Raw genomic sequence first — 14,925 nt, forward strand, 5'->3', positions numbered from 1 at the left:
TTAGATTTTTAATATATTGACTAGGTTTTTAGAAGTATACTTGCAAAATATGTACATAATAAATTTGGAGGAAATATTTAATTTGGAAAATATAAAATTTTCAAAATCAACAATGAAGAATTTAAAAAAAACAATTTCTATAATAAAACCTAATACAAATGAATATAAAATATATACTCCAGAAATTATTGAAAAATATAAGAAATTATTTAAAACAATACTTAAAATGAGTGATAATAAGATTAAAACTAAGTTTATAATGTATAATAAAGTATCGAAGTGGTATGAGGAAGAAAAAAATATAAATATAAGCTTAGAAAAAATTTATATAAAAACTAAACTGGGATCATTTACTAGTGGAGGATGTGGAATTGGTGCATCATTACTAGCTGGACTTACTGCTAGTGGTATTTATTCATATATGGATAGTTATATAAAAAAGTTAGGACCATTTTTTTTAATTTTATATGTTGTATTTGTCTTGAGTTTTGGAATTAAAATTCTTTACAATGAAGATAACAAGGTAGAAATGTATAATATGTTTCTAGAAGCATTGAATGCTTTAGAGCGTGAAAAACATGAATAACTAATATGCATTAAAGTTTATAAAACGTTAGAAGTGTAACTTTCTATTTATTATTGTTTTTTATTAGTTAATATGATTTGAATTTTTTTAAGGTTCCTAATAATATAGAATACTTTGGAGAATTAACAAAAGTTTTATAGAAATTTCTAGACTTTAATTCTCCAAACTCATATCCATTTATACAATATATTGTTAATTAATATGAAAATAAGTAAAAATGCTTAGAGAATTTATTTTTTATCTTAATTTATATAGATCTAAATTATAAAATCTTAATATGTTAGAATTTTTATCGTAAAATGCAAAGTTGCTTAATAATAATCATTTAAGTATAAAGATATTTATTTAGGAGAAAAACTATTGAAAAAAAATACTTAAAATGTTAAAGTTTTAATGAAAACGTGAACATACATATGATACAAGTGTATGTAAAATTCTGGCTTTAGAACTATGCACGTTTGCTAATAAAAGGAGGTGACTTTACATCTAAAAATAAAAATAATTGTATCAAAATTTACTGTTGCACCATAAATTATTGATCCCTGGAGATCTTCAAATTTCGAGTAGTAATAGACTTGAGGATACAGAAATTAAAAAAACAGTTAAACAATAAATTCTGTAGCCTATAGAAGCTTTTATCTACTTATAGTAATGGAAATAGCAATGGATTTAGTAAATCCTCATTCCTTGGAACAGATAATGCTATTTTCACATTGTATAAAAGCAAAATTATATTGATAGTTTGTTATGTAATTAATCTCTTAAATAATTAAAAAGTAACAGTTGAATAATATATAATAAAAATTATATTATCGTATGTATTTTAATTTATTTATATTTAATTAAATTAAAATCTAATTATTAAAATTTGATTTATAAATGCGTATTCAGAAATATTTCAAATCTATTATATTATAAAATTCTACGTTATACAAAATAATAAAGGTGGATTAAGAAAAATGCTTAGTCTACCTTTTATTTATTTTGCTATATAAAAAGATAATGTAAATTAAAATTAGTGATTGTTTCCTTATGAATTAAAACTTGAGTATATATGTTTTTTAGAAATGCTTTTTAAGAGTATTAGAAATACTAAACAATCGACAAGATGATAATAATGAGAAATTAGGATAATTAATATACGGATAAAAGTACGCTTTAGTGGACAATATAATCTTATAGAAAGGAAGTGTTTAATGTGAATAACAAATCTAAATCAAATAATAAAGATAATCCTTTAAGTATTTCATATGGTACTGACAAAGAAAGAAAAAATGAAGGATGTAATGATTGGAATTCAGTTCCTAGAACTTATGACAAAGAAGAATCATGTCACGAACATGAAAAAACTGCTACAAATAATCAATGGTGTTCTTGTAATAAGTAAGGTAATAAGAAACTAGTACATTATACTAAAGTAGAGGAAGTGATTATTATGAGTAAAGAAAATAAAAATTATTCTAAGGAAAATAATATGAACGATGGATATTATGATTTTCAAGGTGGATATATCTCATATGATCCAACTCAATTAACAGAGCATTATACAGTCAAAGGATTTGAAGGTAAAATAAAAAAGTCGCAAATAACAAAAAGTAAATGGTGTTAATGAATAAAAAGTATAAAATAAGTATATAATTGTATTGGGATTAAATATATTTCATGTTTCCTTCATAACGATAATTTATGAAGGAAACATTTTTATATGTATAATTATATAAGTAATCATAATACAGTTTATGTTACATTTAGTATGATTTTATCGGTTGACTATAGCATTTAGAAGAATTATAATTTATCCATGTAAAAGAAAATAATAAGTCGACAAAATTATTATTATCTTACCAATTTATTATTTTCCAAAATATGCTTTAATTATCGATGGGGAAATGAGGAATATTTATGACTTTTTTAGAAAAAATATCATTAATTAAAAGTATTAATATCAAAAAAATATTTTTTTTTAATATTAATACTTTTAAAGTCTATAGATTCTCTGAATCAAAAATTTATTACATTATAAATAAGTTAAAAGTCAAAGTAACTAAAAAAGAAATATTAATGCATATGAAAACAGATGATTTTTATAAAATGGCAAATGAAAATAATGTTATATTTAAGCATTTTAAAGAAGGCGAAGATGAAGAGTTAAGATGCAAAATTCAAAATTCAGTTTTCTATGATAAAAATAGAATTCCATTAAGTACAAGCGATATTTGTGATGAAGAATATGAAGAATATTATATAAATGATTTTGGTGTTTTTATATGCAAAAACAATGGACAAGCTATTGGTTATGGACAAGTTATCCTTAATAAAAATGCTCATACAATAGTTAACTTAGGCATACTTGAACCATATAGACATCAAGGTTATGGAGAACTATTGATAAAATATTTAATTGAGCTTTGTTATAAAAATTCTATTAAAAATGTATATATTAAAGTTGAAAGAGAAAACATAAATGCTTTATCCTTATATAAAAAGATTGGTTTTAAAGAATACAATTCAATTTTTCTTGGTATAAAGATATAGATTTGTTTTAGATATAAGAATATACATTTGTTATAGACTTTTATTTATAATCATTATTTGTTATAATATTAGGTACATTGTATAAAAACGGAGGAAAAAATAATGAATTTTGATATAGAAAAATTAAATAGTGAAAAAATTAATGAAGAAAAAAAATTATTTTGTATTTCCACATTTGGTTGTCAAATGAATGAAGAGGATTCTGAAAAGCTTTCTGGAATGCTTAAGAGAATAGGGTATGAACGTACTGAAAATAATGAAGAAGCATCTATAATAATATTTAATACATGTTGTGTTAGAGAAAATGCAGAAAATAAAGTTTATGGTAATCTTGGAAGATTAAAAAAACAAAAAAAGAAAAATCCTAATTTAATAATAGCAATATGTGGATGTATGATGCAGCAAAAAGGGAAAGCTGACGAAATGTTAAAAAGATTCCCTTATGTTGATATAATATTTGGAACACATAATTCATATAAGTTCCCTGAATACTTAAATAGGGTTAAAACTGAAGGTGTTCAAATTAAAGAAATTATGGATAAAGAAACAGAAATAGTAGAAGGTCTTCCAATAGACAGAAAAAGTGATGCAAAAGCTTTTGTAACTATAATGTATGGTTGTAATAATTTTTGTACATACTGTATAGTTCCCTACGTTAGAGGTAGAGAAAGAAGCAGAAAACCAGAGGATATCGAAAATGAAATAAAAGAATTAGTATCTAATGGTTATAAGGAAGTAACTCTTTTAGGTCAAAATGTTAATTCTTATGGAAAAGGCTTAGAAGAAAATATGACTTTTGCAGAGCTTTTGAGAAAAATAAATGAAATAGAAGGTCTTGAAAGAATTAGATTTATGACATCTCATCCTAAAGATTTAACGTTAGATGTAGTATATGCTATAAGAGATTGCGATAAGGTTTGTGAGCAAATCCATTTACCGGTGCAAAGTGGATCGGATAGAATTTTAAAAGAAATGAATAGACATTACACTAAAAAGCAATATTTAGAATTAGCTAAAACAATTAGAAATGAAATTCCAGACGTAACATTTTCTACAGATATAATTGTAGGTTTCCCAGGAGAAACAGAAGAAGATTTTAACGAGACATTAGAATTAGTTAAAGAAGTTCAATATGATGCAGCTTTTACTTATTTATATTCAAGAAGAAATTACACACCAGCAGATAAAATGAAAAATCAAATTTCTGATGAAGTTAAACATGAAAGGTTTAATAGACTGGTTGAAGCATCAAATGCAGGAATAGCAAAAGGGAATAAAGAAGCAGTAGGAAAAACATATGAAATTTTAGTTGAAGGTCCTAGTAAAAATGATGATTCAAAATTAACTGGCAGAACTAGAAATTCAAGACTTGTGAATTTTGAAGGTGGGGAAGAACTAATAGGAAAATTAATTAATGTAAAAATAATTAAAGCAAATTCATTTTCTTTAATTGGTGAAGTTGTTAAATAATATTTAATATAATGAATCTATGCATACATTGCTATAGATTCATTTTTTTCATTATTTAAGTTTGAAATTTAATACTCATTATTTAAACGTATAATTATAATAGGAGAGTAGAATGGTAAAATCAAAGATACAATGTGGAAATTATTATTTGATGATATCTTCAAAGGAGCACTTTATAACTTTTTCAAGATCGTTTGGCTTCATCTCGATTTGAACTCCTATTTTTCCTCCGCTAAATATTATGGTATCAAATAGCAAAGCTTCTTCTTGGATAAATGTTTTAAAAACTTTTTTCATTCCAAGTGGAGAACAGCCGCCCCTAATATATCCGGTGATTGAATTTATATCTTTAACATGTATCATTTCTATATTTTTTTCACCAACTATTTTGCTAGCTTTTTTCATATCTAATTCTTCAGCTACTGGAATTACAAAAACATAAAATTCTTTGGAATTACCTTGAGTAACCAAAGTCTTGAAAACAGAATCAGTATCTTTGCCTATTTTATGAGCAACTGCAATCCCATCAATTTTATTGTCTTTATTTTCATAACTATGAGTTATATATTCAATTTTATTTGTATATAAAATCCTCATAGCATTTGTTTTACTTTCTTTTGCCATAATTTTCGATTTCCTCCATAGATCAAGTTTACTTTAATTCTTATTGAATTGATTTGTCAGCAATAATATATATATTATTAGTTTAGATTTTATTTCAGCTGTTTGATATATACATGTTACATTATATCATAAAACAAATAATGTTAATAATCAGATGAAATGAATTTGAATAGCAAATGAAAGTGAATAAATATGTCCTGTGTATGAGTTCGAATTTAAAAAAAATGAAAAACGAAATGAGTTTAAAATTAATTATTGTTTTACAATTGAAAAGGTGTTGTTAAAAGTAATCAAATGGAATTTTAGTATAACAATTTCGCTAAATCTAAATTTAGCGAAATTGTTGTGCTAATTAAATAAATTTGATATAATATATTTAATTAGCATGTCCATAAGTAGCAAAATACTTAGTTTATGTCTTTGCTAGATAAAAAATATGAAATATAAAAGGTGAAAAATATGAAATATGATATTCAAGTTCTTCAAAATGACAATCTTCCTGAAAGTTTAAATGATTTTTTGAATTATCTCCAAACAATAAAGAGCGCTTCCCAAAATACCATTGACGGTTATAGATTTGATTTGGTTTTGTTTTTTAGATTTATATTAATTTATAGAGGAAAAGTAAAAGCTGATTCAGTTGAATTTGAAAACATAGATATAAGCAATATTGATAGCGAATTTTTAAAAAGCATCAAGCTCAGAGACTTATATGCATTTATTTCATTTGCAGAAAAGTATAGAGATAATAGTTCTTATGCTAGAGCTAGAAAAATCGCCACTTTAAAATCATTTTTTAAATATCTTTTTGTAAAAGCAAAAAATATAGACGAGAATCCAGCGTTAGAATTGGAGTCTCCTAAAATAAATAAACGTCATCCGATATACTTAACTTTAAATCAAAGTATTCACCTGTTGGAATCGTTAGATAAAAGCAACAAACATTACGCTAGAGATTATTGTATTCTAACATTGTTTTTAAACTGTGGAATGAGATTATCAGAACTTTGCAGTATTCAAATAGACAAAATAAAAGAAGATACGCTTACAATTATAGGCAAAGGTAATAAAGAAAGAACCGTTTATTTAAACGAAGCTTGTCTCAAATCTATAAAAAATTATTTGAAAATCAGAGATGAATCTAAAGCTATATTAAGAAATAAGAATTTTTTGTTTTTATCTTCTAGAAGTGCTCCTATAAATAAACGAACTGTTGAAATAATGATAAAAAAGCACACAACAAACGCGGGTTTAACTGACGATAAATATACCCCCCATAAATTAAGGCATACTGCGGCTACTCTTATGTATAAGTATGGAAATGTAGATATTAGAAGTCTCCAAGATATATTAGGGCACGAAAATGTATCTACAACACAAATTTATACTCATGTAGATGATGATTCGTTAAGAGATGCAGTGAAATCAAACCCTCTTTCAAAATTATAAAGCTCTACTCTCCTACTATAATTTTTGAATATTTTTCTTTAAGACTAAAAGGTTACTGAATTTTATTTTATATCCAGTAACCTCCCCTGTTTGATAAACAAATTTTTAAAGTACTTATTTTTTATTATATAAGTTCTAATTAATTTGTCATCTAAAAGCCATGTACAGTAATAATTTATATGTATTTTGTTAATTAGAACTAATTTTAAACATTAAAGCTATATATAATAATCAATCAATATGTAGTTTGTTTATTAAAGTATATATAATAATTTTATAAATTTATTAAAGTATATATAATAATTTTATAAATTTATTAAAGTATATATAATAAATTTATAAAATTATAATTATGGAATCAATGCATTACCATACATTGATTTAAACTGATTAACATATGCAGGATCATTTCCTTCATATACTATAAGAGAATTTCCTTTTCTATAATAATAAGGCTTGTTGGTGTAATTGGCATCAGTTCCGTTGATAGTTAATCCGTTTTGAGATATTCTTTTAATATCTCCTTCTAAGTCTTGTGCAGAATTGTATTCATAAACTCTTACAACGTCATTTCCTGCTAGATAATCCGTTTCATTTCCTGTGAAATAATTTTTAGTTCTATTAGCCGCTTCCTTTAGATTATAACCTGCATTAACAATATCATCTCTAAAATTAATAGCGCTGTATTTCAATGAATCACTAATGCCTTGCGAATTAGCTTCATTTGTTCCAATAGAATTATTTGCAGTTCCACCAACATTATTTCCTGCATTTGTATTTGCGTTGCCATAAGCATCAGTATTAGGAGTTCCTGCCGGATTAGTTGTTATATTCGGACTTCCGTCCGCATTATTTCCAGTGGCGTTATTTTCTGTATTAGGAGTACCAACGGCGTTGTTTCTAGTAATATTATTATCCGTCTTTGTTCCTGAATGATTCCTACCACATCCAACTAATGATAATGAAACTACAATAACTGTAACTAAAATCAATGCTAAAATGGATTTTCGTTTCATAATAAACCACCCTCTCTTTAAAAATATATTACGTGATTATTATGTGAAAAAATCGAAAATCTATGCATTTCTTTTACTCTACTCACTTTTTTAACTTTCTAATTCCAGGATAAAGTTCTTCTGTCATTTCGTCAATATCCATATCATTTGCTAAACCTATTTCATCTAAATATTCTACATGGTTAAAAGCATCCTCGTAATCTTCTTCTTCAAAATTAGAACCTTCAGATAAATCAAGCGAATTTCCGAATTTATTGTATATATCTTTTAATTCAAGTTTATCTTCATCTATTTCTTGAAGTTCATCTTCATTCAAAGAAGATTTTAAGTCATTTAAAAACTCTTCTTCTAACAATTCGTTTTCTTCTTTTGTTTTTGCTATATCTTCTATTTTAATAGCTTTAGTATCTATTCCTTCCATTTCTAAACATTTTCCGCAATTATCACAAATCTTATTTTCATAGATATCACAATAATCATCATCTGTATATTTATATGCCATTTAAAACACCTCATTTTTCTTTTTAGACTTATTATTATACCAAAAATAATTGACTAAATCAAATTTTGCTACTATAAACTATAAATTCAAAAATTGAATTTATTTACAAATTGAAAGTGTAGATAAAATTATTATCTAAAATATTTAAATAATAATATATGCATTAAAAATCTTAAATTATATGTTCCCATTCTATATATTTATTAAGAATATTAATTGAAATTTCTAAATACTTTTGTTCCAATTCTGTAAATCTATCAAATTCATTACTATCCAAATCAAGAACTCCAATAAGTTTATCATCTTTAACTATAGGTATTACCATTTCAGAATTAGAAGCAGCATCACAGGCAATATGTCCTTCAAATTTATGTACATCTTTAATTAGCAATGTTTCTCTTTTTAATGCAGCTGAACCACAAACACCCTTACCTATTTCTATCGTGGTACAAGCTGGCATTCCTTGAAATGGTCCAAGTACAAGAGCATTGTCTTTTATTAAATAAAATCCACACCAGTTTATTCTTCCTATAAGTGCATTGATTAATGCCGAAGCGTTGCAAAGTTTGGTTATTGGTAAATCTTCGCCTTGCACTAATCCTTCTAGCATAACAAGCATGTTATCTAACTTGCTTTCCACGCTTAAATTTTCAAAAACATTTATATCAAACATTTATATCACCTTTTCTTTCAATGAGTTTTAATTAAAAATATGAAGAATATAAATTAATACTATAATTTAATTTCATAAAATTAAATATTTATAGTAAATATAATACTATTATTTTAATAATATGGGAAGAATAATATACAAAGATTATATTATAGAAAATAAAGAATAATTTATTAGATTTGGCTGCTTATCTAAAACTTTAAAGTGTATTTATAAAGTTTTAGAACATAAGTTTGCTATATAGCACAGTATGTGCTATACTAATTAGAAGAATAGCGAGGTGTTTGCAATGACAGACGAAAAAGATAAGCAATCAGAAATATATGAATTTTTAAAAAGTTATACTGAAAGTAAAGGATATCCACCTTCTGTAAGAGAAATTTGTGAAGCTGTATCTTTAAGATCAACTTCAACTGTTCATGGTCATTTAAAAAGATTAGAGAAAAAAGGCATGATAAAAAGAGATCCTTCTAAACCAAGAGCTCTAGAAATAGCAGAACTTTCAGCTCCAAAGAAGGAAATGATTAATATACCTATTGTAGGTAAAATTACAGCAGGACTTCCAATACTTGCAACTGAAAACATAGAAGATACATTTCCTATACCATTAGATTATATAAAACATGATAATGAACTTTTTATACTCAGAGTCTCAGGACAAAGTATGGTTAATGTAGGTATTAGAGATAACGATTTAGCTATTATAGAAAGTACACAACGTGCTGTAAATGGTGATATAGTAGTAGCATTAATAGATGAGAGTGCCACTATAAAAAGATTTTTTAAAGAAAAGGATCATATTAGACTTCAACCTGAAAATGATGCTATGGATCCTATTTTAGTAGATGATTGCAAAGTATTAGGTAAACTTGTTGGAATATTTAGATCTTTTAAATAAAGTTTGCTGATAAAAAACTTTAACAAATAATAGACTATTCAGATTATCAGATTTTCTTCTTAAAAATTTTGTTGATAATTATAAATAGTCTATTTTCATATATATTTTTTCTTTTCTTTAAATTAATAAAATAATAATTTGCTAAATTAAAATTATGTACAATAAACTAATAAATATAATTTAAGCGCACTTAATATTTATTGCACATCTAATACTTTACTCAATCCTATAAGTACACCTATTTTACCATGATCAAAGTTTAATCCGCCTTGAATATAAGCTATATATGGTTCTCTAACAGGACCATCTGCAGATAATTCAATAGTCGATCCAGAAATAAAGGCTCCTGCTGCCATAACAATTTCACTATCATAACCAGGCATAGCCCATGGTTCACATACTGCAAATGCATCTATCGGAGAACCAGCTTGTATACCGCTGCAGAAGTTGACTAATTTTTTAGGATCACCAAATTCTATTGCTTGAATTATATCAGTTCTCTTATCACTTGATGTTGGGAATACCTTAAAGCCTGCAATTTCCATTACACGTGCACAAAAAACTGCAGTTTTTACTGCTTCTATAGATACATGAGGCGCTGAAAATAATCCTTGATAAAAGCTTCTCATAAGTCCATAAGTAGCTCCATATTCCCCTCCTACACCAGGTACAGTCATTCTATTCGCTGCCGCATCTACATATTCCTTTTTTCCTACAATATAGCCACCGCCAGGTGCAATTCCGCCACCTATGTTCTTCATAAGTGAGCCAGCTATTATATCTGCACCGAATTCTGTAGGTTCAATAGTTTCAACAAATTCACCATAACAATTATCTACGAATATTATAACATCGTTTCGAACCTCTCGTATATTTTTTATTACTTCAGCTATTTCTGAAACTAAAAATGATTTTCTAGAAGCATAACCTGTGCTTCTTTGTATATGTACAAGTCTTATATTATTATCAGTAATTAAAGCTTCTTTAATTTTATCAAATTGAAATTTTCCTTCATTATCTAAATCTATTATATCAGTTTTAATTCCATATTCATCTAAAGAACCAGGATTTTTCTTTTTTGATAATCCAAGAACTCCAAGTAAAGTGTCATAGGGAAGTCCTGACACGCAAAGAATTTTATCACCAGGTTTTACGTTTCCAGCTATAGCACAACCAATAGCATGAGTCCCACTGACAAAATGCGGACGAACAAGTCCCGCTTCAGTATTAAAAATTCTAGCATAGACCTTATCTAAAGCATCTCTCCCTAAATCATCAAGTCCATATCCAGTGGTATTAGTAAAGTGAGAATCACTTATTTTTTCTAATTGAAAAGCTCTTAAAACTTTAAGCTGATTAAATTCTCTAATTTCATCATATTCCTTAAACTGAGTTTCAGTATCTAAAATAGCCTGTCTATATATTTCAAATGTTTTTTTGCCAATGTTATAATTATCAATTAAAAATTCTTCTGTTTTCTTTAGCATATCTATTTTCTCCTTAAAAGCTAGTATAAATTAATAAACTAATGTCTATTGTAACTTTAAAAAATGTATAAACCATCTTATATATTGTTTTGCGTAATTTAAGTCAATATCTTATAAGAAATATATCACATAAAGTTTTTAGGTGGGATTTTTACACCCACCTAAATTCAGCATTACTATTATTCATTATCTGCAAATAAAATTGGCTTAATTGGCGTTATAGTTGATATTGAATGTTTATATATAAGCATTTGCTTATTATCACATTCTAAAATAACAGTAAAATTATCAAACCCTTTTACAAAACCCTTTAACTGAAACCCATTCATTAAATGTATTGTTAATTGTAGTTTGTTTTTTCTTGAATTATTTAAAAAAATATCCTGCAAGTTGCTTTGTTGTTTATTGACCAAAACATAACACCTCCATAAGAAACTTTAATATTATTATAACCTTAGTTTTTTCTTATGTCATTAATAACTTTATCCAAAATTTCATCATCGCACATGATATCTTTATCAATAAATATGCACCTTTTATCACGTCTAAACCATGTCAATTGTCTTTTTGCATAATTTCTTGAGCCTTGTTTTATCATATTAACTGCTTCGTCTAAAGAAATTTTATCTTCTAAATAATATAAAATTTCCTTGTACCCTATTCCCTGCATTGATTGAATATCAGAAGTATAACCCATTTCTTTTAGTCTTATACATTCTTCTAAAAGACCTCTTTTCATCATAATATCTACTCGCTTATTAATTCTTTCATATAACTTTTCTCTACCCATAGTTAAAACATAATAATATACATCATAATCACCATTATAAAAATCCTCACCTGCATTATAAGAACTAAAAGGTTTATTAGTAAGTTTAAATACTTCTAATGCTCTAATAACTCTTTTTCTATTGTTATAATGTATTTCTTTATAGCTTATAGGATCACATTCTTTTAACATTTCATGTATATATTCATTACCTTTTTCCACTGCTAAATTTTCTATATACTTTCTAAAGTGTTCATCTTTTTCAGCTTCTGTAAAAGTCATATTACAAGTTAAAGAATTAATATAAAGTCCAGTGCCACCAGATATTATTGGTAATTTACTCTTAGATAAAATATCATTTAAAGCTTTATTACCATAATCCTTAAAATCTGCAACTGAAAATGGAACATCTGGATTTATAACATCAATTAAATAATGATTAATTCCATCCATTTCTTCTTGTGTCACCTTTGCAGAACCTATATCCATATATTTATAAATTTGCATAGAATCAGCCGAAATAATTTCTCCATTTAGTATTTTGGCAAGTTTTATAGAAAGGTCCGTCTTTCCAACAGCAGTTGGACCACCAATTACTAATAATTTTTGTTTCATTAATTATATCCATTCCTTTCTCTAGACATAAAACGGCATGAAAACATTTCTTTTAGGTAATCGCCTATTATTAGGTTATCAATTACATTATCCGCCTAAATTTTTTATCTATATCAACACTTGTAAATTTTATTATAACTGGTCTTCCGTGTGGACAATGAAATGGCTCATCAATATATCTTAAGTCTTCAATTAGTTTTATCATTTCATTCAGTTCTAATTTATCATTACCCTTAATAGCAGCTTTGCATGCTTTACTGGCTATAGCATTGTGTTTAACTTCACTTGTTTTTCCATTACCCAAATTTTTAAGATTATCAAGTATATCTAAAAATAATTTTTTAGGGTTTAATCTACCTAAAAAATATGGAACCTCCTTTAATGATAATGAATTCCCACCAAATTCTTCAAGAAGAAATCCAGCAGTTTTAAAGATATTTTTATTTTCCTCAAAATAAGAATAATCATCTATACTTAAATCAATTATACTTGGAACCATAAGAGGTTGAATTATAATATTTCCTTCTTCAATTTCTTTTAAATACTTCTCAAATAATATTTTTTCATGGGCTGCATGTTGATCAATCATGTATAAAGTTCCGTCATATTCTCCTAATATGTAAGTTTTATTGTATTGGCCAATTATTGTTATAGGTGGAAACTTAGCAACAGACTTTGGTACATTTATTTCCTTTTTCGTTTCTGAATTGAAAGCATTTGATTCTGTATAAAGATATTTCCCATCATTAACTAAAACTTCTGCATTCTCAGTTAAATCTTCTTTAATAAAATTATTAGAACTTGGATTTTCAATTATATTTACAGTATTTAAAATCTCACTATTCCTATTAGATTTAAAATCTAAGGGAATGTCAACTATTATTTTATTAAATTCATCACTACTGCTTGATAATGAACTAGCGTCATAATCTGAATATAACCCATTAACATTGGAAGATAAATTATCATTATAATTTGAAGCTGAATGATTATTGTAATTTAAATTTGAAATATATGTATTTATGTTTTTATCTTCTGCTGAAGAATTATTAATCATTAAGTCTTTCCCTTGTTCAATTAAAGTTTTGGCTAAAGAATTTGCAATTTTGACTTTTTCCTCTTCTTCTTTTATTTTAAAAGTTATTTCTTCAAAACTTGGAGATGTAGAAGCTTTAAGAGTCTTTTCTTCTTCTTTTATAGCAAAACTTTCAAACACTTCGTTTTTTAAAGCAGTATGTACTGCACCAAAAATCTTTTTAAAAATCATTCTTTCATCATTAAATTTCACTTCTGCCTTAGTTGGATGAATATTAACATCTACATATTCAGGATATACCTCTATAAATAGTATAAAGAATGGAAACTTATTTACTGTTGAAAAAGATTTAAAGGCTTGCTCAACAGCTATTCCAATAGACCTATTTTTAATATATCTTTTATTTACAAAAATACTTTGATTATTTCTAGAACCTCTAGCTATTTCTTCTGTTCCTACATAACCATAAACAGTTATAAGATCAGAGGTATCATCATAATAAAGTATATTATCAGTTATAGATTTCCCGTATATAGTTCGTATAACATCCTTGAGGTCACCATTACCAAAGGTGTGAAGGATTTTCTTATGATTATTATATAATTTAAAACTGATTTTAGGATTAGCTAGAGCAAGTCTAGTTATTATATCATTTATTAATGAACCTTCTTTAGATACAGATTTCAAAAACTTTTTTCTAGCAGGCACATTAAAGAATAAATCACGAACTTCTATTATAGTACCTTTGTTTATACCACATTCTGTAACACTTGAGGTTTTCCCTCCTTCAACAGATATTTCATAACCAAATTCTTGATTTTCTTGTTTAGATTTTAAATTTACCATAGCTACAGATGCAATGGACGGAAGTGCTTCTCCTCTAAAACCCAAAGTGTGGATATTATAAATATCTTCTGATTCTTTAATTTTACTTGTAGCATGAGGAAGAAAAGCCTTATCTATATCATCTTTATAAATTCCATCACCATCGTCAATAATTCTAATAAGTGATGTTCCGCCTTCTTCTATTTCAATTACTATGTTTCTAGAATTAGCATCTATAGAATTTTCCACTAATTCTTTAACTACTGAAGAGGGTCTTTCAACAACTTCACCTGCTGCAATTTTATTGGCAGTATCTTCATTTAAAATATTAATTCTTTTCAATATTATGCCCTCCTTTCTATTCTTCATTTTATACATAACTTCATTTTATGTAAAGCTTAAACCACATAGTTATATGTTAATTTTTTAATCTTTATTCA

At 26.2% G+C, this 14,925-nt stretch carries 15 protein-coding genes; 7 read left to right on the plus strand and 8 right to left on the minus strand.

The genetic code is table 11. The features are described from left to right. Positions 1–82 precede the first annotated feature (82 nt). The 5 genes from CLPUN_RS11600 to miaB all read left to right on the plus strand — a co-directional run bounded on the left by CLPUN_RS11600 (position 83) and on the right by miaB (position 4,591). Positions 83–586, plus strand: coding sequence for a hypothetical protein (locus tag CLPUN_RS11600; RefSeq protein WP_242954118.1), 504 nt, complete (start codon positions 83–85; stop codon positions 584–586). Between the two features lie 1,198 nt (positions 587–1,784). Further along, positions 1,785–1,973 carry a hypothetical protein gene (locus CLPUN_RS11605; protein ID WP_077847437.1) on the plus strand — a complete coding sequence of 63 codons (189 nt, stop codon included), beginning with the start codon at positions 1,785–1,787 and terminating at the stop codon, positions 1,971–1,973. Positions 1,974–2,021: 48 nt separating this feature from the next. Further along, positions 2,022–2,195: a hypothetical protein gene (locus CLPUN_RS28050; RefSeq protein WP_198944323.1), complete on the plus strand. Its 174-nt coding sequence runs from the start codon at positions 2,022–2,024 to the stop codon at positions 2,193–2,195. Between the two features lie 293 nt (positions 2,196–2,488). Beyond that, positions 2,489–3,121 (plus strand): GNAT family N-acetyltransferase, encoded by a 633-nt coding sequence (locus CLPUN_RS11610; RefSeq protein WP_077847438.1) that lies wholly within the window; start codon positions 2,489–2,491, stop codon positions 3,119–3,121. A gap of 102 nt (positions 3,122–3,223) precedes the next feature. Then, positions 3,224–4,591 (plus strand): tRNA (N6-isopentenyl adenosine(37)-C2)-methylthiotransferase MiaB, encoded by a 1,368-nt coding sequence (gene miaB / locus CLPUN_RS11615; RefSeq protein WP_077847439.1) that lies wholly within the window; start codon positions 3,224–3,226, stop codon positions 4,589–4,591. Positions 4,592–4,735: 144 nt separating this feature from the next. Here the strand turns inward: miaB and ybaK are convergent, their stop codons facing one another. Beyond that, on the minus strand, positions 4,736–5,215 hold the full coding sequence (ybaK, locus tag CLPUN_RS11620) for a Cys-tRNA(Pro) deacylase (RefSeq protein ID WP_077847440.1): 480 nt from the start codon (positions 5,213–5,215) through the stop codon (positions 4,736–4,738). 459 nt (positions 5,216–5,674) lie between these two features. Here ybaK and CLPUN_RS11625 point away from each other — a divergent pair, with 459 nt between their 5' ends. Continuing rightward, positions 5,675–6,664 carry a tyrosine recombinase XerC gene (locus CLPUN_RS11625; protein WP_077847441.1) on the plus strand — a complete coding sequence of 330 codons (990 nt, stop codon included), beginning with the start codon at positions 5,675–5,677 and terminating at the stop codon, positions 6,662–6,664. Positions 6,665–7,014: 350 nt separating this feature from the next. Here the strand turns inward: CLPUN_RS11625 and CLPUN_RS11630 are convergent, their stop codons facing one another. The 3 genes from CLPUN_RS11630 to CLPUN_RS11640 all read right to left on the minus strand — a co-directional run bounded on the left by CLPUN_RS11630 (position 7,015) and on the right by CLPUN_RS11640 (position 8,855). Next, positions 7,015–7,680 carry a hypothetical protein gene (locus CLPUN_RS11630; RefSeq protein WP_077847442.1) on the minus strand — a complete coding sequence of 222 codons (666 nt, stop codon included), beginning with the start codon at positions 7,678–7,680 and terminating at the stop codon, positions 7,015–7,017. Positions 7,681–7,762: 82 nt separating this feature from the next. Beyond that, the gene (locus tag CLPUN_RS11635; protein ID WP_077847443.1) at positions 7,763–8,182 is read right to left on the minus strand and encodes a hypothetical protein; all 420 of its coding nucleotides are present in this window, start codon (positions 8,180–8,182) and stop codon (positions 7,763–7,765) included. Positions 8,183–8,354: 172 nt separating this feature from the next. Then, the gene (locus tag CLPUN_RS11640) at positions 8,355–8,855 is read right to left on the minus strand and encodes a GAF domain-containing protein (RefSeq protein WP_077847444.1); all 501 of its coding nucleotides are present in this window, start codon (positions 8,853–8,855) and stop codon (positions 8,355–8,357) included. Positions 8,856–9,144: 289 nt separating this feature from the next. On the opposite strand from CLPUN_RS11640, the gene lexA reads away from it, so the two are divergent. After that, positions 9,145–9,753, plus strand: coding sequence for a transcriptional repressor LexA (gene lexA, locus CLPUN_RS11645; protein ID WP_077847445.1), 609 nt, complete (start codon positions 9,145–9,147; stop codon positions 9,751–9,753). 197 nt (positions 9,754–9,950) lie between these two features. Here the strand turns inward: lexA and CLPUN_RS11650 are convergent, their stop codons facing one another. The 4 genes from CLPUN_RS11650 to mutL all read right to left on the minus strand — a co-directional run bounded on the left by CLPUN_RS11650 (position 9,951) and on the right by mutL (position 14,827). Next, positions 9,951–11,240, minus strand: a complete 1,290-nt coding sequence (locus tag CLPUN_RS11650) for a methionine gamma-lyase family protein (protein ID WP_077847446.1) — start codon at positions 11,238–11,240, stop codon at positions 9,951–9,953. Between the two features lie 179 nt (positions 11,241–11,419). Then, complete coding sequence (hfq, locus tag CLPUN_RS11655) at positions 11,420–11,653, minus strand: RNA chaperone Hfq (RefSeq protein WP_077847447.1); 234 nt, start codon at positions 11,651–11,653, stop codon at positions 11,420–11,422. A 41-nt stretch (positions 11,654–11,694) separates the two neighbouring features. Continuing rightward, positions 11,695–12,624 carry a tRNA (adenosine(37)-N6)-dimethylallyltransferase MiaA gene (gene miaA, locus CLPUN_RS11660; RefSeq protein WP_077847448.1) on the minus strand — a complete coding sequence of 310 codons (930 nt, stop codon included), beginning with the start codon at positions 12,622–12,624 and terminating at the stop codon, positions 11,695–11,697. Positions 12,625–12,706: 82 nt separating this feature from the next. Then, the gene (gene mutL / locus CLPUN_RS11665) at positions 12,707–14,827 is read right to left on the minus strand and encodes a DNA mismatch repair endonuclease MutL (protein WP_077847449.1); all 2,121 of its coding nucleotides are present in this window, start codon (positions 14,825–14,827) and stop codon (positions 12,707–12,709) included. Positions 14,828–14,925: the final 98 nt, after the last annotated feature.

Origin of the sequence: Clostridium puniceum (assembly GCF_002006345.1) — a bacterium.
Lineage (GTDB): Bacteria > Bacillota > Clostridia > Clostridiales > Clostridiaceae > Clostridium > Clostridium puniceum.